General features: G+C 72.3%; 20 protein-coding genes. 9 read left to right on the top strand and 11 right to left on the bottom strand.

From position 1 onward, the window contains the following. Position 1: 1 nt before the first annotated feature. Entirely contained in the window at positions 2 to 931 is a 930-nt protein-coding gene (locus ACTWNK_RS30115; RefSeq protein WP_474307990.1) for a pseudouridine-5'-phosphate glycosidase, read from the bottom strand. A gap of 132 nt (positions 932 to 1,063) precedes the next feature. After that, positions 1,064 to 2,104, bottom strand: a complete 1,041-nt coding sequence (locus ACTWNK_RS30110) for a YeiH family protein (protein WP_474307988.1) — start codon at positions 2,102 to 2,104, stop codon at positions 1,064 to 1,066. A gap of 70 nt (positions 2,105 to 2,174) precedes the next feature. Between ACTWNK_RS30110 and ACTWNK_RS30105 the strand changes: the two genes are divergently transcribed. From ACTWNK_RS30105 to ACTWNK_RS30070, 8 genes are all read left to right on the top strand, one after another. Further along, positions 2,175 to 3,104, top strand: a complete 930-nt coding sequence (locus ACTWNK_RS30105; RefSeq protein ID WP_474307985.1) for a LysR family transcriptional regulator — start codon at positions 2,175 to 2,177, stop codon at positions 3,102 to 3,104. Between the two features lie 112 nt (positions 3,105 to 3,216). After that, entirely contained in the window at positions 3,217 to 4,740 is a 1,524-nt protein-coding gene (locus ACTWNK_RS30100; protein WP_474307983.1) for a phytoene desaturase family protein, read from the top strand. A gap of 19 nt (positions 4,741 to 4,759) precedes the next feature. Then, on the top strand, positions 4,760 to 5,464 hold the full coding sequence (locus tag ACTWNK_RS30095; RefSeq protein ID WP_474307981.1) for a response regulator transcription factor: 705 nt from the start codon (positions 4,760 to 4,762) through the stop codon (positions 5,462 to 5,464). After that, a complete protein-coding gene (locus tag ACTWNK_RS30090; protein ID WP_474307979.1) occupies positions 5,461 to 6,780 on the top strand; it encodes a HAMP domain-containing sensor histidine kinase in 1,320 nt (439 codons plus the stop codon). Before ACTWNK_RS30095 ends, ACTWNK_RS30090 begins: the two co-directional genes overlap by 4 nt. 77 nt (positions 6,781 to 6,857) lie before the next feature. Then, complete coding sequence (locus ACTWNK_RS30085) at positions 6,858 to 8,027, top strand: bifunctional glycosyltransferase family 2/GtrA family protein (protein ID WP_474307977.1); 1,170 nt, start codon at positions 6,858 to 6,860, stop codon at positions 8,025 to 8,027. Next, the gene (locus ACTWNK_RS30080; RefSeq protein WP_474307975.1) at positions 8,024 to 9,850 is read left to right on the top strand and encodes a glycosyltransferase family 39 protein; all 1,827 of its coding nucleotides are present in this window, start codon (positions 8,024 to 8,026) and stop codon (positions 9,848 to 9,850) included. The genes ACTWNK_RS30085 and ACTWNK_RS30080 overlap by 4 nt, the downstream gene beginning before the upstream one ends. A gap of 31 nt (positions 9,851 to 9,881) precedes the next feature. Next, positions 9,882 to 10,517: a TetR/AcrR family transcriptional regulator gene (locus tag ACTWNK_RS30075; RefSeq protein ID WP_474307973.1), complete on the top strand. Its 636-nt coding sequence runs from the start codon at positions 9,882 to 9,884 to the stop codon at positions 10,515 to 10,517. Next, a complete protein-coding gene (locus ACTWNK_RS30070; RefSeq protein WP_474307971.1) occupies positions 10,514 to 11,488 on the top strand; it encodes a P1 family peptidase in 975 nt (324 codons plus the stop codon). Before ACTWNK_RS30075 ends, ACTWNK_RS30070 begins: the two co-directional genes overlap by 4 nt. Here the strand turns inward: ACTWNK_RS30070 and ACTWNK_RS30065 are convergent. The 4 genes from ACTWNK_RS30065 to ACTWNK_RS30050 form a co-directional block, all read right to left on the bottom strand. Beyond that, positions 11,485 to 11,763: a hypothetical protein gene (locus ACTWNK_RS30065; RefSeq protein WP_474307969.1), complete on the bottom strand. Its 279-nt coding sequence runs from the start codon at positions 11,761 to 11,763 to the stop codon at positions 11,485 to 11,487. The genes ACTWNK_RS30070 and ACTWNK_RS30065 overlap by 4 nt on opposite strands. 74 nt (positions 11,764 to 11,837) lie before the next feature. Next, entirely contained in the window at positions 11,838 to 12,689 is an 852-nt protein-coding gene (locus ACTWNK_RS30060) for a helix-turn-helix domain-containing protein (protein ID WP_474307967.1), read from the bottom strand. A 73-nt stretch (positions 12,690 to 12,762) separates the two neighbouring features. Beyond that, positions 12,763 to 12,969 carry a hypothetical protein gene (locus tag ACTWNK_RS30055; RefSeq protein ID WP_474307963.1) on the bottom strand — a complete coding sequence of 69 codons (207 nt, stop codon included), beginning with the start codon at positions 12,967 to 12,969 and terminating at the stop codon, positions 12,763 to 12,765. A 783-nt stretch (positions 12,970 to 13,752) separates the two neighbouring features. Beyond that, positions 13,753 to 14,574: a GNAT family N-acetyltransferase gene (locus ACTWNK_RS30050; RefSeq protein ID WP_474307961.1), complete on the bottom strand. Its 822-nt coding sequence runs from the start codon at positions 14,572 to 14,574 to the stop codon at positions 13,753 to 13,755. Positions 14,575 to 14,728: 154 nt separating this feature from the next. Between ACTWNK_RS30050 and ACTWNK_RS30045 the strand changes: the two genes are divergently transcribed. After that, positions 14,729 to 15,613, top strand: coding sequence for an ROK family protein (locus ACTWNK_RS30045; protein ID WP_474307959.1), 885 nt, complete (start codon positions 14,729 to 14,731; stop codon positions 15,611 to 15,613). A 149-nt stretch (positions 15,614 to 15,762) separates the two neighbouring features. Here ACTWNK_RS30045 and ACTWNK_RS30040 read toward each other — a convergent pair whose 3' ends face one another. The 5 genes from ACTWNK_RS30040 to ACTWNK_RS30020 all read right to left on the bottom strand — a co-directional run bounded on the left by ACTWNK_RS30040 (position 15,763) and on the right by ACTWNK_RS30020 (position 22,519). Next, positions 15,763 to 17,520, bottom strand: a complete 1,758-nt coding sequence (locus ACTWNK_RS30040) for an acyclic terpene utilization AtuA family protein (RefSeq protein WP_474307957.1) — start codon at positions 17,518 to 17,520, stop codon at positions 15,763 to 15,765. 109 nt (positions 17,521 to 17,629) lie between these two features. Beyond that, the gene (locus tag ACTWNK_RS30035) at positions 17,630 to 18,409 is read right to left on the bottom strand and encodes an enoyl-CoA hydratase-related protein (protein ID WP_474307955.1); all 780 of its coding nucleotides are present in this window, start codon (positions 18,407 to 18,409) and stop codon (positions 17,630 to 17,632) included. Beyond that, positions 18,406 to 20,292 carry an ATP-binding protein gene (locus ACTWNK_RS30030; protein WP_474307953.1) on the bottom strand — a complete coding sequence of 629 codons (1,887 nt, stop codon included), beginning with the start codon at positions 20,290 to 20,292 and terminating at the stop codon, positions 18,406 to 18,408. The genes ACTWNK_RS30035 and ACTWNK_RS30030 overlap by 4 nt, the downstream gene beginning before the upstream one ends. Then, positions 20,289 to 21,881 (bottom strand): acyl-CoA carboxylase subunit beta, encoded by a 1,593-nt coding sequence (locus tag ACTWNK_RS30025; protein ID WP_474307951.1) that lies wholly within the window; start codon positions 21,879 to 21,881, stop codon positions 20,289 to 20,291. Before ACTWNK_RS30025 ends, ACTWNK_RS30030 begins: the two co-directional genes overlap by 4 nt. After that, positions 21,881 to 22,519, bottom strand: coding sequence for a TetR/AcrR family transcriptional regulator (locus ACTWNK_RS30020; protein ID WP_474307949.1), 639 nt, complete (start codon positions 22,517 to 22,519; stop codon positions 21,881 to 21,883). Before ACTWNK_RS30020 ends, ACTWNK_RS30025 begins: the two co-directional genes overlap by 1 nt. Between the last annotated feature and the right edge of the window lie 4 nt (positions 22,520 to 22,523).

Raw genomic sequence — 22,523 nt, 5'->3', positions numbered from 1 at the left:
CTCAGGCCGTCCGCGACCAGGCGGCGGCGATGGCCCCCGCCAGCCGGGTGTTGCCCTTGACCGCGGCCAGGTTCGCCTCAAGGGAGGCGCCTTCGGTGCCCTCGACCAGGTACCCGAGCAGGAACGGCGTGATGGCCTGTCCCTTCACGCCCTGACGCTCGGCCTCGGCCAGCGCCCCGGCCAGCACGCGGTCGTGCAGGGCCGGGTCGAGCTGCAGTTCGACGGGCACCGGGTTGGCGACGACGAGCGCGGTGCGGTCGCCGCCGAGCGCGTCCTGGGCGCGCATGATGTCGGCGGCCTGGGCGGCCTCGTCGATGCGCCATTCGATCGGCAGGCCGGAGGAGTTGAGGTAGAAGCCGGGGAAGGTGTCGGTGCGGTAGCCCACGACGCTCACCGCCCGCGTCTCCAGGCGCTGCAGCGTCGCGGGGACGTCGAGGATGGACTTCACACCGGCGCACACGATCGTGATCCGGGTCGAGGCCAGCGTGCCGAGGTCGGCCGACTCGTCCTGGTCGTCGGTCCAGCCCCTGTGCACGCCGCCGAGCCCGCCGGTGGCGAACACGCGGATACCGGCCCTGGCGGCCAGGAACGCGGTCGCCGAGACGGTGGTGGCGCCGCTGGCCTTCAGTGCCGCGGCGGCGGGCAGGTCGCGCTGACCGAGCTTGCGCAGGCCCGACTCGGTCGCGATGCGCTTGAGGTCGCCCTCGTCGAGCCCGATGCGCGCGACGCCGTCCAGGACCGCGATCGTGGCGGGTACGGCGCCCGCCTCGCGGACGATCTCCTCGAGTTCGCGGGCCACGTCCAGATTGCGGGGCTGGGGGAGGCCGTGAGAGATGATCGTGGATTCCAGCGCCACCACCGGGGCGCCTGAGGCGAGTGCCTCGGCTACCTCGGTCGAAGGGCGAAGGACGGTGTCGGCGCTGATCGGCATGAGGTGGTTCGCGCTCCCTGTGCGGTTCCGTGTGCTGCTTTTGGAACGATGCGATGGATGCGCTTTGTTCCAAAATATGCACGTTACGGGTGGAATGCGATGGCGTCCACTCGGCATGCCGCCGACCGGCGGTCAGACGAGAAGCAGGACACCCGTCAGAGATATGACGCCGATCAGGACCGTCGCGATGGCACCGAGCAGCATCGACCTGCCGCCCCGCGCGAGCGCCTTGACGTCGATGCCGGTCCCGAGACCGAACAGCGCGGCGGCCAGCAGCAGCGACGTGCCCTGCGGCAGCACCGAGGCCAGGGCGTCGGGCACCAGCCCGAGGCTGCGCACCCCGACCATCGCCAGGAACCCGGCCACGAACAGCGGCAGCAGCGGCGGCCGGTGCCCCTGCCCGGTGGAACGTTCCGGCCTGCGGCGACGCAGCCGCAGCGAGGTGAGGGCGACCAGCGGGGCCAGCAGCACCACCCTGGCCAGCTTGGCGGTCACCGCCACCGCCAGCACCGCCGTGCCCGCCGCCGCGCCGATCGCCGCCACCTGCGCCACCTCGTGCACCGACGCGCCCGCCCACACGCCGAACTGCTGGGCGGTCAGGCCGAGCCACCCGGCCAGCAGCGGAACCACCACGATGGCCGCGCTGCCGTACAGGACCACGACGCTCACCGCCGAGGCCACGTCGTCGTCGTCGCTCTCGCCGCTCTCGTGCATGGCCGCGATGGCGGCGGCGCCGCAGATCGAGACGCCGGTCGCGATCAGCAGCGAGGCGCCGGGCCGTACACCGAGCCTGCGGCCGATCAGCGGTGTGACGGCGAACGTGAGCCCGGTGGCGATGGCGACGACGGCCAGTGTCGGCCAGCCGAGCCGTAGCACGTCGGGCAGTGCGATCTGCAGCCCGAGCAGCACGATCGCGACCCGCAGCACCCGCCGCGAGACGAAGCGCAGCCCCGGCCGGTACCGCTCGGCCAGCCCCGTGGTGTTGGCCAGCACCGCGCCCAGCGCCACCGCGACGACGGCGGGGCTGACGGCGGGCACGGCGAGGTTGACGAGCATCGCCACCAGTACGGCCGCGGCGGACAGGACGACGCCGGGCGCGTGCGAGGCGGTCCAGGTGACGTAGGCGGGGGAGGAGGCGGCCGGCTGCGGGCGACGGAAGGGCGTCTGGACCATGCTTCCAGTGTTCGCCCTGCTCGGGGGCGTCAGTAGAACGAAGTTCGCTTGCAGGTCATAGCCTGGAGCTATGAGTGCCCTGCCTGACCTCGACTCGCTCAAGCTCCTCGTCGACGTGGGCGAGCTCGGCAGCCTCGGCCAGGCGGCCAGGGCGGCCGGGATCGCCCAGCCGTCGGCCAGCAAGCGGATCGCCCTGCTGGAGCGCAGGCTCGGCCTGCCCCTGCTCGAACGCACCCCGCGCGGCTCGGTCCTGACCCCCGAAGGCCGCATGGTCGCGGGCTGGGCCGCGCACGTGCTGGCCGCGGCCGAGGAGCTGATGCGCGGGGCCGAGGCGGTACGGCACGGCGAGGCGGCCCATCTACGGGTGGCGGCGAGTATGACGGTGGCGGAGTACCTGCTGCCCCGGTGGCTGGGTGAGCTGCAGAGCAGGCTGCCCGAGATCCAGGTCGGCCTCGACGTGGTGAACTCCACCGACGTCGCCCGGCTGGTGATCGGCTCGGCCGAAGGCGTCAACGGCGTCGAACTCGGCTTCGTCGAAGGGCCCGAGGTGCCCGCCGGGCTGGCCAGCCGGGTGGTGGGCACCGATCGGCTGGTCGTCGTGGTGGCCCCGGCGCACGCGTGGGCGCGGCGCCGTACCCCGTTGCGCGCGGCCGAGCTCGCGGCGACGGCGCTGGTGGTGCGCGAGCGGGGGTCGGGCACGCGCGAGACGCTCGAGCGGGTGTTCAGGGGGCTGCACCAGGCCTCGCCGAGGCTGGAGCTCGGGTCGAACTCGGCCGTCAAGGGCGCGGCGCAGGCGGGGGCCGCGCCCGCCGTGCTGAGCGGCTACGCGGTGGAGAGCGAGCTGGCGACCGGGCGGCTGGTGGAGGTGCCGCTGGCCGGGCTCGACCTGGCGCGCAGGCTGCGGGCGGTGTGGCGCAAGGGCCGGGCGCTGACCGGTCCCGCCGCGACCTTGCTGGGCATCGCCGAAGGCCGCCTTCCAAAGCCCGGTGCGGCCGGGTAAGGTCCCCCACATGGTGTCAAAGGGTGTGTTGCGCCCCGAACCGCACTGGCAGACCGGCCTGTAGCGCGGCCGACGAACCCTGCCCCGCGCCCTACGACACCAAGGACCCCGAATGCGCTACGACGCCGTCATCGCGGGCGGAGGGCACAACGCCCTCGTCGCCGCCGCCTACCTCGCCCGAGCAGGGCGCAGTGTGCTCGTGCTCGAACGCCAGGACCACGTCGGCGGCCTGGCCGTGTCCGCCCAGGCCTTCCCCGGCGTCGAGGCCAGGCTCTCGCGCTACTCCTACCTGGTCAGCCTGCTGCCCACCAAGGTCGTCAAGGATCTCGGCCTCCGCCTGGAGCTGCGCAGACGCCGCTACGCCTCCTACACGCCGCTCGCGGGCACCACACGCGGCCTGCTGGTCGACAACGGCGACGAGGAACGCACCCGGGCCTCCTTCCGCGACGTCACCGGCGGCGACGCCGACCACGACGCCTGGCGGCGCTTCTACGACCTGACCGCACACGTGGCCCGCCGCCTGGCCCCGACGCTGCTGGAGCCGCTGCGCCCGGAGGCGGCGATCCGCGACCTCGTCGGCGAGCAGGCCTGGCGCGAGCTGTTCACCAGGCCGATCGGCCGTACGGTGGCCGAGTGGTTCGGCGACGACACCGTACGCGGGGTCGTGCTGACCGACGCGCTCATCGGCACGTTCGCCGACCCGGACGCCGATCTGCTGGCCAACCGGTGCTTCCTCTACCACGTGATCGGCGACGGCACCGGCGAGTGGAACGTCCCGGTCGGCGGCATGGGCGCGGTGTCGGGCGCGCTCGCCGACGCCGCGCGCGCGGCAGGGGCCGAGATCCGCACCGGCGCCGAGGTCTTCGCCGTCGACCCGAACGGCGAGGTCGGCTTCCGCGACGCCTCCGGCGAGCACACGGTCACTGGCGGGCACGTCCTGGTCAACCTGCCACCGGCCGTGCTCGACCGGCTGCTCGGCCGCACCGGCGTCGAGCCGCCCGAAGGCGCGCAACTGAAGATCAACATGGTGCTGAGCAGGCTGCCGAGGCTCAAGGACCCGCACGTCGACCCCGCGGCGGCCTTCAGCGGCACCTTCCACGTCAACGAGGGCCGCGACCAGCTCGCCCTGGCCCACCGCCAGGCCTCGGCCGGCCGCATCCCCGACGTGCCGCCCGCCGAGGTGTACTGCCACTCGCTCACCGACCCCTCGATCCTCGGGCCCGAACTGCGGGACTCGGGCGCGCACACCATGACGCTGTTCGGCCTGCACATGCCCGCCAGACTGTTCACCGACCCGAGGCGCAAGGCCGACGCCGTCGCCGCGACGCTCGCCTCGATCGACTCCGTCCTGGCCGAACCCTTGCGGGACTGCCTGCTGACCGACCGGGACGGCAGGCCGTGCCTGGAGGCCAAGACGCCCTTCGACCTGGAACGCGAGGCGGGCCTGCCCGGCGGCCACATCTTCCACCGCGACCTGAGCTGGCCCTACGGCGAGCAGGGCGCGTGGGGCGTGGAGAGCGAGCACGAGCGCATCCTGCTGTGCGGGGCCGGAGCCGTACGGGGAGGCGGGGTCAGCGGCATCCCGGGACACAACGCGGCGATGAAGGTGCTCGGCGTTCAGGGTCCTCTCATCTAGGCGCGCTAGCGTTGGCCGGGTGAGCGAGGGGGAAGCGGCAAAGGTGCTGGTCGTCGACGACGAACCGGCGTTGCGTGAGGCGTTGAAGAGCAGCCTGGAGTTCGAGGGCTACCGGGTCGGCGTCGCCTCCGACGGGCAGGCGGCCATCGACGTGCTGGCCCGAGAGTCCTACGACGTGGTGCTGCTCGACGTCATGATGCCCAGGCTCGACGGCCTCACCGCGTGCCGCAGGCTGCGGGCGACGGGCAACCACGTGCCCGTGCTCATGCTCACCGCCCGCGACGCCGTCGGCGACCGGGTCTCGGGACTCGACGCGGGCGCCGACGACTACCTGCCCAAGCCGTTCGAGCTGGACGAGCTGCTGGCCCGGGTGCGGGCGCTGCTGCGGCGCAGCTCGCTGGCCGCCGCGCTGCCCGGCGGCGACGCGCTGGCCTTCGGCGACCTGCGCATGGACACCGTCACCCGCGAGGTGAGCAGGGCGGGGCGCGCCGTCGAGCTGACCAGGACCGAGTACCTCCTGCTCGAACTGCTGCTCGCGCACCCGCGCCAGGTGCTCACCCGCGACCAGATCCTCGCCCAGGTGTGGGGCTTCGACTTCGAGCCCACCTCCAACTCCCTCGACGTCTACGTCATGTACCTGCGCCGCAAGCTGGAGGCGGCGGGCGAGCCCAGGCTGATCCACACCGTGCGCGGGGTCGGCTACGTGCTCAGAGCGGCTCCATGAGGCAGCTCAGCCTGCGCTCGCGCCTCACCCTGCTGGTGAGCGTCGCGGTGGCGCTGGCCATCGCGATCTGCGCCGGTGTGTCGTGGGTGGTGATGCGCAACCAGCTCTACAACGACGTCGACCGGTTCCTTCAGGGCGGCAACGACTTCAAGTACGCCATCGACCACTGCCGCCCCGAGCCGAACGACGACCGCTACACCCCGCTCGTCCAGGTCGTCTTCGCCGACGAGCGGGTCTGCTACGCCGGTCACGCGGCCGTCGTGGTCGCGCCCGAGGACATGCGGATCGTCGAGCGCGGCGGCGAGGACTTCCGCACCGGCTACACCAAGGACGGCGTCAAGGTCCGCGTCTACACCGTCAACATCAAGATCGGCGTGGCGCTCATGGAGTCGCGCCCGCTCGGCGAGATCGACTCCACCCTGGCGGGACTGGCCTGGGTGCTCGGCGCGGTGTGCCTGCTGGGCGTGCTCGGCGCCGCCTACGCCGGACGGCTCATCTCGCGCTCGGCGCTGCGGCCGGTCGAACGGCTGACCGGCGCGGTCGAGCACATCGCCAGGACCGAGGACCTCGACACCGCGATCCCGGTCGAGGGCAAGGACGAGATCGCCAGGCTCAGCCTGTCGTTCAACGCGATGACCTCGGCGCTGGCCGGATCGCGCGACCGTCAGCGCCAGCTCGTCGCCGACGCGGGCCACGAACTGCGTACCCCGCTGACCACGCTGCGGACCAACATCGACCTGCTGCTGCGCAGTGAGCAGCAGGGCCGCCCGCTCGACCCCGACGCCAAGGCCAGGCTGCTGGTCAACCTCAAGGCGCAGTTCGCCGAGCTGTCCACACTGGTCGGCGACCTGCTGCAACTGGCCAGGGGCGACGGCGAGCAGGAGCCGCGCGAGCAGGTCGCCCTGCACGACGTCGTCAGGGCGGCGGCCGAACGGGCCAGGCTGCGCGGCGCCGAGGTCGCGCTCGCCCTGTCGCCCTGGTACGTCGAGGGCGGCCCCGCCTCCCTGGAACGCGCGGTGCTCAACCTGATGGACAATGCCGCCAAGTTCAGCAAGGCGCCGATCGAGGTGGTGCTGCGCGACGGCGAACTCAGCGTGCGCGACCACGGGCCGGGCATCCCCGAGGAGGAGTTGCCGCACGTCTTCGAGCGGTTCTGGCGCTCGCCGTCGGCCCGCGCGCTGCCCGGCTCAGGGCTCGGCCTGTCGATCGTGGCCCAGGCCGTGCGCGAGGCGGGCGGCACGGTCGCGCTGGAGAACGCCAAGGGCGGCGGCGTCGTGGCCCGAGTCGTCATCCCGGGCGGTCCGGCAGCGTCCTGAGCAGGGCGTACGTCATTCTCATCGGGCGTTCATCAGGGCTTCAGCCGCTTCCAAGTCCGTACCTCGATCTTTGGGACATGACGACAGCGACACGGACACGCCTGGTCGAGGTGGTGGTGCCGGTGCACAACGAACAGCGGGCGCTGCCCGCCGGCATCAGGCGGCTGCACGACTACCTGACGGCGCACTTCCCCTACGGCTTCCGCATCACGATCGCCGACAACGCCTCGGGCGACGACACCCTGCGCCTGGCCGGGGAGCTGGCCGCCGAGCTCGACGGCGTGCGCGTCGTGCACCTGCCGCAGAAGGGCAGGGGAAGGGCGCTGCGCCAGGTGTGGGCGGCCAGCGACGCCGACGTCGTCAGCTACATGGACGTCGACCTGTCGACCGACCTGGACGCGTTCCTGCCGCTGGTGGCGCCGCTGCTGTCCGGGCACAGCGATCTGGCCATCGGCACCAGGCTGGCCAGGGCCTCGCGTGTGGTGCGCGGGCCCAAGCGCGAGTTCGTCTCGCGCTCCTACAACCTGCTGCTGCGCTCGGTCATGGGCGCGCGCTTCACCGACGCGCAGTGCGGGTTCAAGGCGGCCCGCACCGAGGTGGCGCAGGCGCTGCTGCCCGGCGTCGAGGACCAGGAGTGGTTCTTCGACACCGAACTGCTGCTGCTGGCCGAGCGGCACGGCCTGCGCATCCACGAGGTGCCCGTCGACTGGGTCGACGACCCCGACAGCCGCGTCGACGTGCTGCGCACCGCGCTCGACGACCTGCGCGGCATGGCGAGGGTGGCCCGTAAGACGGTGTGGGGCGCGGCGCGCGTCCCCGTGCCCGCCAGGATCGGCGCGGCCGAGCTGCCCCAGGGCATGGCCAGGCAGCTGCCCCGCTTCGCGGTGATCGGCGTGGTCAGCACGGCCGCCTACCTGCTGCTGTACTCGCTGCTGCGCGGCGCGCTGCCCCCGCTGGCGGCCAACGCGCTGGCCCTGCTGGTCACCGCCGTGGCCAACACCGCGGCCAACCGGCGTTTCACCTTCGGGCTGACCGGGCCGGCGGGCGCGCTGCGCCAGCAGGTCGAGGGGCTCATCGCCTTCCTGGTCGGGCTGACGCTCACCACGGGCGTGCTGGCGCTGCTGCCGCAGGGCGTCTCGCACGGCGTGGAGCTGGCGGCTGTGATCGCGGCCAACGCCGCGGCGACGCTGGTCAGGTTCCTGCTGCTGCGGGTGTGGGTGTTCCACCCGAAGCGGGTGGGCCGGTGAGGCTCCGTCGTCTGCTCCTCGGCGCGCCGCAGGACCCGCGCTGGTCGCGTCCCGCCCTGCTGGCCGTGCTCGCCGCCGCCTTCGCGATGTACGCGTGGGGACTGAGCGGGATGGCCAACGAGTACTACTCGGCCGCGATCCTGTCGGGCACGCACAGCTGGAAGGCGTTCTTCTTCGGCGCGCTCGACTCGGGCTCGTTCATCACAGTGGACAAACCGCCCTTCGCGCTGTGGGTGATGGGCCTTTCGGCCCGCGTGTTCGGCTTCTCCACCTGGAGCATGCTGCTGCCGCAGGCTCTGGCCGGCGTGGCCTCCGTCGCCCTCGTCTTCTCCGCCGTACGGCGCAGCCTGAGCGGGCACTCGGCGCACGCGGCCGGGCTCGTCGCGGCCGTCGTCATGGCGCTGACGCCGATCACGGTGGCCATCAACCGGGACAACAACCCCGACACCGTGCTCGTGTTCCTGCTCACCGCCGCCGCCTGGTGCTGCCTGGAGGCGATCCGGAACGGCAGGACACGCACGCTGGCCCTGTCGGCACTGCTGGTCGGGCTGGCCTTCAACACCAAGATGCTCCAGGCCTACCTGGTCCTGCCCGCCTTCGCCCTGGCGTACCTGGTGTGCGCGCACGGGCCCGTGCTCAGGCGGGCCTCGCGGCTGCTGGTCGCGGGTGTCGTGCTGGTCGTCTCCAGCGCGTGGTGGATGGTCGTCGTGGATCTGTGGCCGGCCGCCGATCGGCCCTATGTGGGCGGGTCGGCCGACAACACGGTGTGGGACCTGGTGATCGGCTACAACGGGCTCGGGCGGATCTTCGGCCAGGGCGGCGGTGGCGGTGGTGGCGCGTCGTTCGGCGGGGCCTCGGGGGCCTGGCGGCTGTTCAACGACACGATGGCCGGGCAGATCTCGTGGCTGTTGCCGTTCTGCGCGGTCGCGCTGGTGTTCGCGGCCGTGTGGCGCGGGCGGCGGGGCGAGGCGGGGGCCGCGTGGCTGGTGTGGGGCGGCTGGCTGGTCGTGCACCATGCCGTGTTCAGCTTCTCCAGCGGCACCTTCCATCCGTACTACACGACCGCGATGGCTCCGGCCGTGGCCGCCGTGACCGGGATGGGCGGTGTGCTCATGTGGCGGGCCTACCGGCGCTCCAGGGCGTGGGCGTGGGTGCTGCCGCTGGCCGTCGGGCTGACCGCCGCGTGGTCGTTCGCGGTGCTCGGCCGTACTCCCTCGTTCGTGCCGTGGCTGGCGTGGGCGGTCGCGGTGGCCGGGGCGGTGGCCGTGGCCGGGCTGGCGCTGGCCAGGGTACGGCGGGCGGTCGCGATGCGGCTGGCCGTACTGGCGCTGGCCGCGACCGTGGTGGCCGGGCTGGCCGGTCCTGCGGCGTACGCCCTGTCGGCGGCGGGGTCGCAGGTCAACGGGACCAATCCGACCGCCGGGCCCTCGACGGGCAGGGGCATGGGCGGCGGCTTCGGACGCATGCCCGGCGGGCCGCCTGGGAGGGGCGCCGGGCGGGCCGACGACGGGCTGATCGCCTACCTGAAGGCGAACAGGGGAGCGGCCGAGTGGCTGGTCGCGGTGGCGAGCGCGCAGCAGGCGTCGGGCATCATCCTGGCCACCGGCGAGCCGGTGATCGCGATGGGCGGCTTCACGGGAGGCGATCGCGCGATGACCGTCGAACGGCTGGGCGAGCTGGTCGGGTCCGGCAGGCTGCGCTTCGTCATGACAGGTCAGGACCGAGGCGGTCCCGGCAGGGGCGACAGCGAGGTGAGCGCGTGGGTCGAGGCGCGGTGCACGGCCGTGAGCGGCCACGACGGCCTCTACAGCTGCGGCCGGTAGGGCCGTGTGCGCGGTCAAGTACGCTGGCCCGGTGCAGAGTGCGGAAGGGCCACGGAGCAGCCGGGCCGACCAGGCGGACCAGCGCAGGGCCGAGATCATGGACGCCGCCAGGCGCGTGGTGCTGGAGCGCGGCCTGGCCAGCACCCGGGTCGCCGACATCGCCAAGGCGGTCAATGTCAGCGGCGGGCTCATCCACTACCACTTCGCCACCAAGGACGACCTGATCACGGCCATGCTGCGCGCGACCCTGCAGGCCGAGGGTGACAGGCTCGCCGAGCTCAGCGTGGGACCCGGCACGGCGGTCGAACGCCTCGACCGCGTCCTGCGCTTCTACATCCCGCAGTCGCGTTCCGACCAGAGCTGGCTGCTGTGGATCGACGCGTGGAACACCGCCCTGCGCGAGCCCGCCGTACGCGAGATCGTGCTGGAGCTGGAGACGACCTGGATCGGCGCGCTGGAGCAGGTGATCGCCGCGGGCGTCGCGTCCGGGGAGTTCACGTGTGAGGACCCGCCGGGTGCGGCCGAGCGCATCGACGCGATGCTCGACGGGCTCATCATCCGCTACACCCTTCATCCGACGGTGCTCTCGCGCGGGCGCCTGCTGGAGCACGCCAGGACGGCGGCGGCCCGCGAGGTCGGCGTGGATCCGAGGACGCTGAGCGCATGACGCGCGAGTCCGCCGCCGCCCGGGCGCGCGATCTCGGCATGCTCGTCGGGGTGCACGAACCGGGCGCGCTCGACGCGATCACGGACGTGCCCGGCGTGCGGGTCGGTCAGGTGACCGTGTGCGAGCCGCCCGTCCTGCACACCGGCGTCACCGCGATCGTCCCCGCCGCGCTGCCCGTGCCCGCCGGGCTGTTCGCGGGCAACGGGTACGGCAAGCTGGTCGGCGCGACGCAGGTGGCCGAGCTCGGGCTGATCGAGACGCCGATCGTGCTGACCGCGACGCTGTCGGCGTTCCGGGCGGCCGACGCGCTCGTCAGCTGGGCGATGGCGCGCGACCCCGGCCTGCTGAGCGTCAACCCGGTGGTGGGCGAGTGCAACGACGGCCTGCTGTCGGACATCAGGTCGCGCCCGATCACCGAACGCCACGTGCTCGACGCCCTGGAGTCGGCGGCGGGCGGCCCGGTCGCCGAAGGCTGTGTGGGCGCGGGAGCGGGCGTGACCGCACTCGGGTACAAGGCGGGCATCGGCACGGCCTCACGTGTCGTGAGCGTCGCGGGTTCCGCCGTGACGGTGGGCGCGCTCGTCCAGGCCAACTTCGGCGGGACGCTGCGGCTGCCCCCCGGGTTCACGGCGGCGGGCGAGGGCGGTGCGCCGATCTCGGACGACGGCTCCTGCATGATCGTGGTCGCGACCGACGCGCCGCTGGACGCCCGCCGGCTCACGCGTGTCGCACGGCGTGCGGTGTTCGCCCTGGCCAGGGTGGGGGCGTCGTACTCGCACGGCAGCGGCGACTACGCGCTGGCCTTCTCGACGGCGACGAGCGGCTCGGCGGTGCTCGACGACGCCGCTCTCGGGCCGCTGTTCACCGCGGCGATGGACGTGGTCGAGGAGTCCGTGCTCAACGGCCTGCTGGCCGCCCGCACCACCCAGGGCAGGGACGGCCGCGTCGCCCACGCGTTGCGCCTGGCCTAGAGGCGGGTGTCGGTGATGGGGAGTGCGGCCAGGAGATAGGCGAGCCTGGCGGCCGCGCCTTCCACGTCGTCGTTGTCGCCGAGCCGATATCCCCAGGAGGTCACGAAGGCCCCCGATTCGCTGCAGGTGACGGTCTCGGCGAGAGTACGGGAGAATCTGTTGCGCACCGATACGTATACCGGCTCGCTGGCCAGAGCGAGGTTCTGGACCAGCAGATCGGCATGCCGACCGGCGGCCCAGGCGAATCGCTCAAGGCAGGACGTAGGGTCCAGCATCGTGCGTCACCTCCGCATCGCTATCGCGCCAGAATTGCACGATCTTGTGAGGCGAAGCAAGCAATTGCAGGGGTTTATTGTGTGGATTGTTTCGCATATTCGGCAAGAACTCGGATGATGACCGCTCTGCCCGACTCGTCGAACTCTGCGACCTCGCAGTACTCCTCGAAGGCCCGCACGTAGAAGGCGATGTCGTCCGGATCGCGCAGCAGCAGGTCCTTCGTCCGGGTGGGCACGCCGACCAGGGCGTCGTTGTAGATCCAGAACCCGGTGGTCGGCGCCGACGGCAGCTCCGCCTCGAACGGGATCACGCCGAACTGCACGTTCGGCAGGGTGCTGACGGCCAGCAGGCGATCCAACTGCCCGCGCATGACGTCCAGCGGGGCGAGCCGCGTGCGCAGCGCCGCCTCCGGGACGACGAAGCGGAACGTGCGGCCCCGGTCGTAGAGGATGTCCTGGCGTTTCATCCGCACGCGCACGGCGGCGTCGATCTCGTCGGGTGCGCTGTAGAGGCGCTTGACCTTGAGGAAGACGTGCCTGGCGTACTCGGTCGTCTGCAGCAGGCCGATGATCAGGCCCGGCTCGAAGACCCTGAACACCCGGGTCTTGGCCTCCAGGTCGCGGATGTCCTCCTGGATGGCGGCCAGGCCGCTGCGGTGGCGCTGACGCCAGTCGTCGTGCCGTTCGAGGAGGGCGACGGCCTGGGCGATGAGCAGGTCGACGGTCTCCGGCGGTGCGGCGACCGCCTGGCCCCAGACGACGACGTCGTCCTCGGTGGCCGTCTGCCTGGCGTTCTCCAGGCGGGAGACCTTGGACGGCTGCCAGCGCAGACGCTCGGCGAGCTCCTTGCCCGACAGATGCGCGGCTTCGCGCAACTGGCGCAGGTGCAGGCCGAGGTCGATGCGTTGCTGCTGAAAACCGCTCAAGGCCCCACCTCCAGTGCGCTAGAGGTTAGACCCCCACGCGTGAATCAGGCCAGAGCCCCTGCCGCAATCGTGATCAAGCGAGCACGCGTCTGGCTATCTCGGTGAGCAACTCGCGCGGAACCTCGACCGCGACCTCCCCTTCGAGGACGTCGCGCAGATCCGCGAGCGCCTCCGGATCGGTCACCTGCATGCCCTGGACGACGATAGTGCCCCGGTCGGTCTCGTAGAGCGTCGGACACGCCCCCGCCTCCGAAGTGGAGCCGAGAAAACGCATACGCATGGTGATCCTTCCCCGAGCCTTCCTCATGTTGCAATTGCGCGCAATTGTAGAGGGGTGAGGTGATCTTCGTCTACAAATGTCACATATGGCACCGTGGGCGGGCAAACGGGGTGAGAGCGGTCTTGGGGGTGGGGGCTGTGTCGGGGCCGGGGTGGGGCCTGGTGGGGTTGCGGTGGGGCGGGGTTGCGGGGTATTGCGCGGGAGTGTCCGGGGGAGGTGCGGTGGGGTGAGGTTGGCGCGCTGGGGGTGTCCGGGGTGAGGCGCAGTGGGCTGGCGCTGGCGCAGGCGCAGGCGCACGCGCAGGCGTGGCCAGGGGGCAGGCGGTCAGCCCAGCCCCTACCCCAACCACAAGTCCCAAGCCTCAAGCCTCAAGCCCCAACCACAAGCCCCAAGCCGAAGCCCCAACCCCAAGCCGAAGCCCCAAGCCCAACCCCAAGCCGAAGCCCTAACCCCAAGCCCAAGCCCTAGCCCGAAGCTCCACACCCAAGCCCAAGCCTCAAGCCCCCAAGTTCTAACCTCCGACGTCTCAAGCCCCACTCCAAGGTCCCAAGGCCCACCCCAGTGGCCCAAGCCCCACCCCAACCCTGGGCTCAGGCCCTACCTCAACCCTGGGCTCAGGCCCTACCCCAGCGTTGCGCTCACTCTCTGGCGCTCACCCCGGCCTTGCGCTCACCCCGAATTCCAGCCTCAGGCCCAACCCCGCGCTCTACTCCAGCCTTGCGCCCATCTCCCCCTCCCAAGCGCACCAAGGTGAGGTGGACGCAAGAACGGCAGGGACGGGGGTCAGCCCAGGGCCAGCATGGTGGGGGTGAACAGGCGGGTGCGGTCGCCGGGGAGGGGGCCGCCGAGGACCATGACGGCGTTGGCGAAGCTGTCGGTGATGCCGTTGGCCTTGGCCCAGGTGACGAGGTCCTCCAGGGTGACGTCCAGGTCGAGGCGTACGACGCCCTGGTGGCCCGCCGCCAGGTCGGAGATGAGTGCCTTGGCCGATTCGACGTCGTTGGCCACGACCGGGCCGACGACCAGCGTGTCGTCGTTGTGCCACGCGCCCGCGTAGCCGCCGCCGTCGATCACGTGGACGCGGTCGTGGAAGTCCGGCATGCGGGTCAGGATGTTCGACCGGTCGGCGCCGAAGATCTCGGGATCGGTCCTGACGATCTCGGCGAGGTCGGAGGTCGTGGCCGGGCGCGACAGGCCCGACGGTGAGCCGGTGAAGCGGCCCGTGTGGGAGTCGACCCTGCCGACCACCTCGAAGCCCAGCCGCTCGTAGACCGGCCTGCCGTACTCGGTGGCGTGCAGGGAGACGACGGCGTCGCCCGTCTGTCGCAGGACGTGCTCCATCACGCGGGTGGCCAGGCCCTGCCTGCCGTACCTGGGTGCGGTGAGCACCATGCTGACGACGGCGGCCGAGCTGCCGTAGCGGACGAGCACCGCCGTGGCGGCCAGGCCGTCGCCGTCGGGTGCGTCGATGCCGTATGCCTCGCCGATCTCGAACAGGAAGCGCCATTTGTCGCCCTCGACCGCCCAGCCCCGGCTCTGGGCGAGCGTCAGGCAGGCGGGCAGATCGGCCGTGTCGAGGCGTCGTGGGGTCATCACCGTAGCCATGCTTTCATCCTGGCAGAGAGCCGGACGGGCGACGTGACGGCGGGTGGGCGAAGTCGGCTTGAGGGGCGTCGGGCGGGGGAGCCCGGCCATGTGCTCACGGGGGAGCGTGGGAGGGCCTGCCGTATCGGGGGAAGCGGTGAGAGGAAGGGGGGATATGCGCGACTATGGCCCGATGAGTGTGGTGATCGCGGTGGATGTCGGCGGGACGACGATGAAGGGTGCTGTTGTCGGGAGACAGGGAGAGGTACGGCATTTCGAGCGGCGGCCCACGCCTCGTGAGGAGTCGCCCGACCGGGTGCTCGGCGCGGTGCGGGAGTTCGTGCTGTCGCTCGCCGGTCTGGGCCGGGTCGAGGCGGTCGGCGTGGTGGTGCCCGGTCTGGTGAGCGAGGGCACGGCGGTGTACTCGGCCACGTTCGGCTGGCGTGACGTGCCCGCCTCGGCGTTCGCCAGCATCGGCGTGCCGGTCGTACTCGGCCACGACGTGCGCGCCGCCGGGGAGGCGGAGGCCGTGTACGGCGCGGCGCAGGGCACACGCGAGGCCCTGGTCCTGGCCATCGGCACCGGGATCGCCGGAGCGCTCGTGCTGGGCGGCTCCCCGTACGGCGGCGCACGCGGATGGGCCGGGCAGATCGGCCACATCCCAGTCGTACCCGACGGGCTGCCGTGCGTGTGCGGCCAGCTCGGCTGCCTGGCAGCGTACGCCTCGGCCTCGGCCATCGCCGGGCGCTGCGGCGAGAGCATGGCCGAGACCGTCGTGTGGCGAGCAGGTACGGGCGATCCGCTGGCCCGGCTGGTGTGGAGCGAGGCGATCGACGCCCTGTCCTACGCCCTCGCGACCCACACGATGCTGCTCGACCCCTCCCTCGTGGTGATCGGCGGCGGCCTCGCCGAAACCGGCGACACCCTCCTTGAGCCGCTGCGAGCCGGGCTCGCGGCCCGCCTGGCGTTCCGGCCGCCGCCCGAGGTGGTGCTGTCGGCGCTGGGAGATCGGGGCGGGGTGCTGGGGGCTTCGCTGCTGGCTTGGCGGCTGGTGGGCTAGTGGGAGGTGGGGGTGGGGGATGCGTTGGGGAGGGCGGCCGGGCTGGGGTGGGGCTCGTCGCTCGTGGCGTTGGGTAGGGGGCGGGATTGGAGCTCGGCCGTAGAGGCGTCTTGACGTCTCGGGAAGGGATGCCACGCGGGCGGGCGCTCCTATGTCTCGGGAAGGGCCACCACGCAGGCTCGGAGTTCCTCGCCCAGGGCCTTGGCCTGGGCGTCCAGGCGTGGGCTTGAGGCCACGCCTCGGCCCAGCAGACCGTGTACGACGAAGTTCACCGCGCCGAGGTTGGGCAGCTCGTGGCGTTCGACACGGAGATGGGCGAGTTCGGGCAGCAGGCGCTTGAGCTCGTCGACGGTCAGGTAGGCGGCCAGCCAGCCGTAATGGCCGGGCGAACGCGTCCACACCCCGAGGTTGGCGTTGCCGCCCTTGTCCCCCGACCGGGCCCCGGCGACCTCCCCCAGCGGCCCCCGCCTCGCCCCCGCCGCCACCGCCCGTACGGCACGCTTCGGCTTCGACACCACCGGCGGCCCGGTCACCGTGGCGGCGGGCTCGCCGGGCAGCTCCCGCCCGTCCACCACCACCCGCACGTCCACCTCGGCGGCGGGCACGAGCGAAGGCCAGTACACCCCGTACGGCGAGGCGTCACCCGGCGGCGTGAGGCCGTAGAACCCGGGGTACCCGGCCAGCGCGGTCTCCACCACGGCGGAGGAGAAACGGCGTCCCGCCTTGTGCCGGTCGGCGTCCATCACGGTGATGCGCAGCAGCGCGGTCTCGCCCAGCGGGGTGAGCGAGACGTCCACCTGGTCGAAGCCGGAACGCGGCACCCGCGCCCAGATCGCCTCCTCGGCCAGCCTGGCCTTGGCCTTCAGGTCCAGGCCGGTCAGCACCAGCGTCATCGTGTTGCGGTAGCCGCCCATGTACGTCGCGGCGACCTTCAGCGTGTCGGGCGGCGGCGAGCCCTTCACGCCCGAGACGCGTACCCGGTCGGGGCCCTGCTGTTCGAGCGCGACGGTGTCGAAGTGCGCGACGACGTCGGGGCCGAGGTAGCGCGGCCCGGCGATCTCGTACAGGAGCTGGGCAGTCACCGTCCCGACCGAGACGAGGCCGCCGGTGCCGGGATGCTTGGTGATCACGCTGGAGCCGTCGGCGCTCAGCTCGGCGATCGGGAAGCCGCAGTGCGCCAGGTCGGGCACCTCCTCGAAGAAGGAGTAGTTGCCGCCGGTGGCCTGGCAGCCGCACTCGATGATGTGTCCCGCGACGACCGACCCGGCCAGCGCGTCGAGGTCGCCGGGCCGCCAGCCGTACTTCCAGATGCCGGGACCGGTGACCAGGGCGGCGTCGGTCACCCTGCCGGTGATCACGATGTCGGCCCCGGCGGAGAGCGCGGCGGCGATCGGACGGCCGCCGAGATAGGCGTTGGCGGTCAGCGGAGGCGCACTCAGGCGCTCACCGGTATCCAGATTCACCAGATCGAGCCCCCCACGCCCGGCCGCCGCCCTCCCCGCGAGGCCGTCGCCTGTCGTCTCGCGACCGCCCGCATCCCCGCGACCGTCAACTCCCCACCCCGTGAGGTCGTCGCCCGTGACATACGCGATCGACGGTGACAGCCCGAGGCGCCCGGCCAGCTCGGACACGGCCGAGGCGCATCCCTCGGGGTCGAGACCGCCCGCGTTCGACACGATCTTGATGCCGCGTTCCAGGCAGGTCCCCATGACCTGCTCCAGCTGCTCGACGAAGGTCGAGGCGTAGCCGGGTCTGCCCTTGAGCCGGTTGCCCGCCAGGATGAGCATGGTCAGCTCGGCCAGCCAGTCGCCCGTCAGCACGTCGATCGGGCCGCCTTCGACCATCTCGCGCGCCGCCGACAGCCGGTCGCCGTAGAAACCGCTGCAGTTGGCCACCCGCAGCACCACTACACCACCGCCCCGTGCGCCTGCGCCGCCCTCACGTCACGGTCTACTTCGGTGGGCGCTTGTCCGTGAAGCCCGAGATGCCGCACCGCCCCGTGCCCCCGTGTCACCCTCACACCACGGTCCACTTCGGGGGGCGCTTGTCCATGAAGGCGGAGATGCCCTCCTGGCCCTCCTCGGAGGTGAAGCGCTGGGCCGACAGGGCGGCCATCTCGCGCAGGCCCTCGTCGAAGGAGAGCGCGGGCACCTCGCGTACCAGTCGCTTGGTGATCGCCAGGGCCTCCGGGCCGCCCTTGACCAGCATCTCGGCATAGTGGGCCACGGTGGCGTCCAGCTTGTCCTCGGGCACGGCCCTGGTCAGCAGGCCGATCTGCTGTGCCTTGGCCGCGTCGAACACCTCGCCGGTCATGAGGTACTCGGCCGCGGCCCGCGACTCCAGCCTGCGCAGCACCGGTACGGAGATCATCGCGGGCGCCACGCCCAGCCGTACCTCACTGAAGGCGAACGAGGCGGTCAGCGGGGCGACGGCGAAGTCGCAGGCGGCCACCAGGCCGAGGCCGCCCGCGCGTGCGGTGCCGTTGAGGCGGCAGATGACCGGCTTGGGCGACTCCCAGATCAGGCCGAGTATCTCGGGGAAGGACGCCGTCACGGGCGCGTCGCTCGCGCCTCTGCTCGGCTCGATCCGCTGCTCCTTCAGGTCGGCGCCCGAGCAGAAGACCGGCCCGGTGCCCGTGATCACGATGACCCTGACGCCGGGCTCGCCGAGCGCCCAGTTCAGCCGGTCCTCCAGGTCGCCGAGCAGCCGCACCGACAGGGCGTTGCGATTGGGCGGGGAGTCCAGCGTGATGGTGGCGATGCCCGCTTCGAGCTCCTTGTGCACCAGGCGCGTCATGTGTTCGTTCCTTCCTCGATGACCGCGAGCACGGTCCCGGCCTCGACCTGCCGTCCGGCCGTGACGAGTACCTCGGCCACCAGTCCCGTCACGGGGGCGACGATCCGATGCTCCATCTTCATCGCCTCCAGGACCAGGACCGGCTGCCCCTTGGCCACGCGGTCGCCGGGCTCGACCTCGACCCGCAGCACGCTACCCGGCATCGGCGCGAGCAAGGAGCCCGGGGCGGCAAGTTCGGCGGGCTCGGGCAGCCGGGGCAGCGGCGTGAGCCTGACGGAGCCGAGCACGGAGTCGACGTGCACGACGTCCGGACCGGCCGCGACCTCGAACGTCCTGCGCACCCCGTCCTCCTCGAGCACGACCCGGCCGGGCGTGGCCTCGACCAGGACGACCGGCCCTTCGAGCGCGCCGGACCTGCTCAGGGAGTACTCGACGACGATCTCCGCGTACGGGATGCGCTGCGGGGCGGAGCGCACGTTGCGCCAGCCGCTGGGCAGCGAGCCCTGCACGGCGGCTCCCGCCCGCCTGGCGGCCTGCCCGGCCAGCGCCGCCGCCAGCGCCGACAGCTCCAGCGGCGCGGGCTCCGGCTCAAGGCTCGCGGCGTGCTCGTCCAGGAAGGCGGTGTGCGTGCGGCCGGCCCGGAACTCCGGATGCGTCAGGACGTCGCGCAGCAGGTCGCGGTTGGTGGTCAGGCCGTGGATCCTGGCCCCGGCCAGCGCGGCGGCCAGCTTCCTGATCGCCTCGGCCCTGGTCTCGGCATGGGCGACGACCTTGGCGAGCATCGGGTCGTAGTGCGCCGACACGCGTGTGCCCGACTCGACGCCCGAGTCCACCCGGACGCCGGGCGGCACCTCGAACCTCGACAGCACGCCGCTCTGCGGCACGAAGGCGCGGTCCTCGGCATACAGGCGTGCCTCGATCGCATGGCCGCGCGCGGGCGGCGGGTGCTCGGGCAGGCGATGGCCTTCGGCCACCCGCAGCTGCAGCCGGACGAGGTCGAGGTCGTGCACGAGTTCGGTGACCGGGTGTTCGACCTGGAGGCGGGTGTTCATCTCCAGGAAGGCGACGGTGTCGTCCCTGACGAGGAACTCCACCGTGCCCGCGCCGACGTAGCCGATGCGCCTGGCGGCGTTCACGGCCGCCTCGTGCAGGCGGGCGCGCAGGCCGGGGCCGACGGCGGGTGAGGGGCTCTCCTCGATCAGCTTCTGGTGGCGGCGCTGGATCGAGCACTCGCGCTCGCCCAGCGCCCACACCACGCCGTGGGCGTCGGCCATGATCTGTACTTCGATGTGCCTGGCCCGCTCCAGCAGCGGCTCGACGAACACACTCCCGTCGCCGAACGCCGCCAGCGCCTCCCGCGCGGCCGAGGCCAGCTCCTCCGCGAGCCGCTCCGGCTCCCGTACGATCCGCATCCCCCGCCCGCCGCCCCCGGCCGAAGCCTTGACCAGCAACGGGTACGGCAGGCCGGGCTCGCCGGGGTCGAGCGAGGGCAGCAGCGGCACGCCCGCCTCCGCCATCAGCCGCTTGGCCTCGACCTTGGACCCCATGGCCGCGATGGCGGAGGGCGGCGGCCCCACCCAGGTCAGCCCGGCGGCCAGCACGGCCTCGGCGAACCCCGCGCTCTCGGAAAGGAAGCCGTAACCGGGATGCACGGCGTCGGCCCCCGACACGCGGCAGGCCCGCACGAGCGCGGCCACGTCCAGGTAGGTCTCGGCGGGCCGCGCCCCCGGCAGCCTGACCGCCTGCCCGGCCGCCCGCACGTGCGGGGAGTCGGCGTCGGGGTCGGAGAACACCGCGACGGTCTCGATGCCGAGCTCGTCGCAGGTGCGGAAGACGCGGCGGGCGATCTCGCCCCTGTTGGCCACCAGCAGTCGCGTGATCACGGCCGGAACACCCCGAACCCGGCGGGCGCCGGAACGGCCGCACTGTTGATCGCCGAAAGGCACAGCCCGAGCACCGTCCGCGTGTCCCGAGGATCGATGACCCCGTCGTCGTAGAGCCTGCCCGACAGGAAGAACGGCAGCGACTCCGTCTCGATCTGCGCCTCGACCATCGCCCGCATCGCCGCGTCGCCCTCTTCGTCGTAGACCTGCCCACGCGCCTGCGCCGCGGCCCGCCCGACGATGGACAGCACCCCGGCCAGCTGCGCCGGGCCCATCACCGCCGACTTGGCGCTCGGCCAGGCGAACAGGAACCTCGGCTCGAAGGCGCGCCCGCACATGCCGTAGTTGCCCGCCCCGAACGACGAGCCGAGCACGACGGTCAGATGCGGCACGGTCGAGTTGGACACCGCGTTGATCATCATCGCGCCGTGCTTGACGATGCCGCCCTGTTCGTAGTCCTTGCCGACCATGTAGCCGGTCGTGTTCTGCAGGAACAGCAGGGGAGTACGCGACTGGTTGGCCAGCTGGATGAACTGCGCCGCCTTGTGCGACTCCTCGCTGAACAGCACGCCCTGGGCGTTGGCCAGCACGCCGACCGGATAGCCGTGCAGCGTCGCCCAGCCGGTCACCAGGCTGGCGCCGTACAGCGGCTTGAACTCGGTGAACTCGCTGCCGTCGACGATCCTGGCGACGACCTCGCGCGGGTCGAACGGGATCTTGAGGTCCTCCGGCACCACGCCGAGCAGCTCCTCCTCGTCGTAGGACGGCGGGCGCACCGGCCCGGGAGGCGTGCCGAGCTTGCGCCAGGCCAGCGAGGCGACGATCGCCCGGCCGATGCGCAGGGCGTCGTGCTCGTCGGCCGCCAGGTGGTCGGCCAGGCCGCTGACCCTGGCGTGCATCTCGGCGCCGCCGAGCGACTCGTCGTCTGACTCCTCGCCCGTGGCCATCCGCACCAGCGGCGGGCCGCCGAGGAACACCTTCGCGCCGCCCTTGACCATGACCACGTGGTCGCTCATGCCGGGGACGTACGCGCCTCCGGCGGTGGAGTTGCCGAACACCAGGGCGATGGTCGGGATGCCCGCGGCCGACAGCCGGGTCAGGTCGCGGAAGACGCGGCCGCCCGGGATGAAGATCTCCTTCTGCGTCGGCAGGTCGGCGCCGCCCGACTCCACCAGGTTCACCAGCGGCAGGCGGTTGACCAGGGCGATGTCGGCGGCGCGCAGTGTCTTGCGCAGGGTCCACGGGTTGGAGGAGCCGCCCTTGACCGTCGGGTCGTTGGCGACGATCACGCACTCGACGCCCTCGACGACGCCGATCCCGGTGACGACGCTCGCGCCGACCTGGAACCGCTCACTGCCCCACGCGGCGAGCGGTGAGAGCTCGAGGAAGGCGGAGTCGGGGTCGACCAGCAGTTCGACGCGTTCGCGCGCGGTCAGCTTGCCCCGGGCGCGATGGCGTTCGACATAGGCGGGGCCGCCGCCCGCGACCGCCTTGGCCTGCTCGGTCTCCAGGTCGGCCAGCTTGGCGAGCATCGCCGCACGCCTGGAGAGGTACTCCTCGCCGCCGGTGTCCAGCCTGCTGTGGATCATCAGGTCTCCTCCTGGGGCCGCGAAGTCGACGTGATCGTCAAACCGATGGCCCTGGCCCACAACACCGTCAGCGCCTGGACCGCCGTCTCCTCGTCGGCGCGTTCGCCGAGGTCGAGCCACACGTGGGCGAAGTGCTCGACCATGCCGCCGAGCATGACGGCCGTCATCCTGGGGTCGAGCGCGGGATCGGCCAGGCCCTGCTCCTGCAGTCTGCGCAGGCCGTCGGCGCCTCGCCGTACGAAGACCTCGCGCAGTTCGAGGAGCAGGCCGGCGAACGTGTCGTCGGTGCCGGCCGCGTGTTCGATCATGCGCACCAGGCGGGAGTTGGCCGCCCAGGCCCGCAGGTAGAGGCGGTTGGCGGCCTCGATCCTGGCGTAGGGGTCGTCGGGCACGGCCGGGCCGACCACGCTCGCGGCGAACATCTCGCCCACCACCGTCGCCGCGACCTCGCCGAACAGCGCCTGCTTGGAGGCGAAGTAGGTGTAGAAGGTGCCGTGCGAGACCCCGGCCAGCTCGCACACGTCGTCGATGCGCACCGCGTCGTAGCCGTGCTCGGCGAACGCGCGCCTTCCGGCGTCGACGAGCACGGCCTTGGTGCGGCGGCCCCTGGAGGTCAGGGGCGCCGGGTTGACGCTCACGTCA

The sequence above is a fragment of the Nonomuraea sp. IBHARD001 genome (assembly GCF_056106265.1).
Note: the sequence above shows the minus strand (reverse complement) of the source record. Positions and strands in the feature narration are given on the sequence as shown.

Excerpts from the sequence above, each read along its gene's own strand:
- ACTWNK_RS30045 (WP_474307959.1), top strand. The coding sequence starts at position 14,729 with ATGCGCGACTATGGCCCGATGAGTGTGGTGATCGCGGTGGATGTCGGC.
- ACTWNK_RS30065 (WP_474307969.1), bottom strand. The coding sequence starts at position 11,763 with ATGCTGGACCCTACGTCCTGCCTTGAGCGATTCGCCTGGGCCGCCGGT.
- ACTWNK_RS30090 (WP_474307979.1), top strand. The coding sequence starts at position 5,461 with ATGAGGCAGCTCAGCCTGCGCTCGCGCCTCACCCTGCTGGTGAGCGTC.
- ACTWNK_RS30025 (WP_474307951.1), bottom strand. The coding sequence starts at position 21,881 with ATGATCCACAGCAGGCTGGACACCGGCGGCGAGGAGTACCTCTCCAGG.
- ACTWNK_RS30085 (WP_474307977.1), top strand. The coding sequence starts at position 6,858 with ATGACGACAGCGACACGGACACGCCTGGTCGAGGTGGTGGTGCCGGTG.
- ACTWNK_RS30110 (WP_474307988.1), bottom strand. The coding sequence starts at position 2,104 with ATGGTCCAGACGCCCTTCCGTCGCCCGCAGCCGGCCGCCTCCTCCCCC.
- ACTWNK_RS30050 (WP_474307961.1), bottom strand. The coding sequence starts at position 14,574 with ATGGCTACGGTGATGACCCCACGACGCCTCGACACGGCCGATCTGCCC.
- ACTWNK_RS30070 (WP_474307971.1), top strand. The coding sequence starts at position 10,514 with ATGACGCGCGAGTCCGCCGCCGCCCGGGCGCGCGATCTCGGCATGCTC.
- ACTWNK_RS30055 (WP_474307963.1), bottom strand. The coding sequence starts at position 12,969 with ATGCGTATGCGTTTTCTCGGCTCCACTTCGGAGGCGGGGGCGTGTCCG.
- ACTWNK_RS30035 (WP_474307955.1), bottom strand. The coding sequence starts at position 18,409 with ATGACGCGCCTGGTGCACAAGGAGCTCGAAGCGGGCATCGCCACCATC.
- ACTWNK_RS30100 (WP_474307983.1), top strand. The coding sequence starts at position 3,217 with ATGCGCTACGACGCCGTCATCGCGGGCGGAGGGCACAACGCCCTCGTC.
- ACTWNK_RS30115 (WP_474307990.1), bottom strand. The coding sequence starts at position 931 with ATGCCGATCAGCGCCGACACCGTCCTTCGCCCTTCGACCGAGGTAGCC.
- ACTWNK_RS30105 (WP_474307985.1), top strand. The coding sequence starts at position 2,175 with ATGAGTGCCCTGCCTGACCTCGACTCGCTCAAGCTCCTCGTCGACGTG.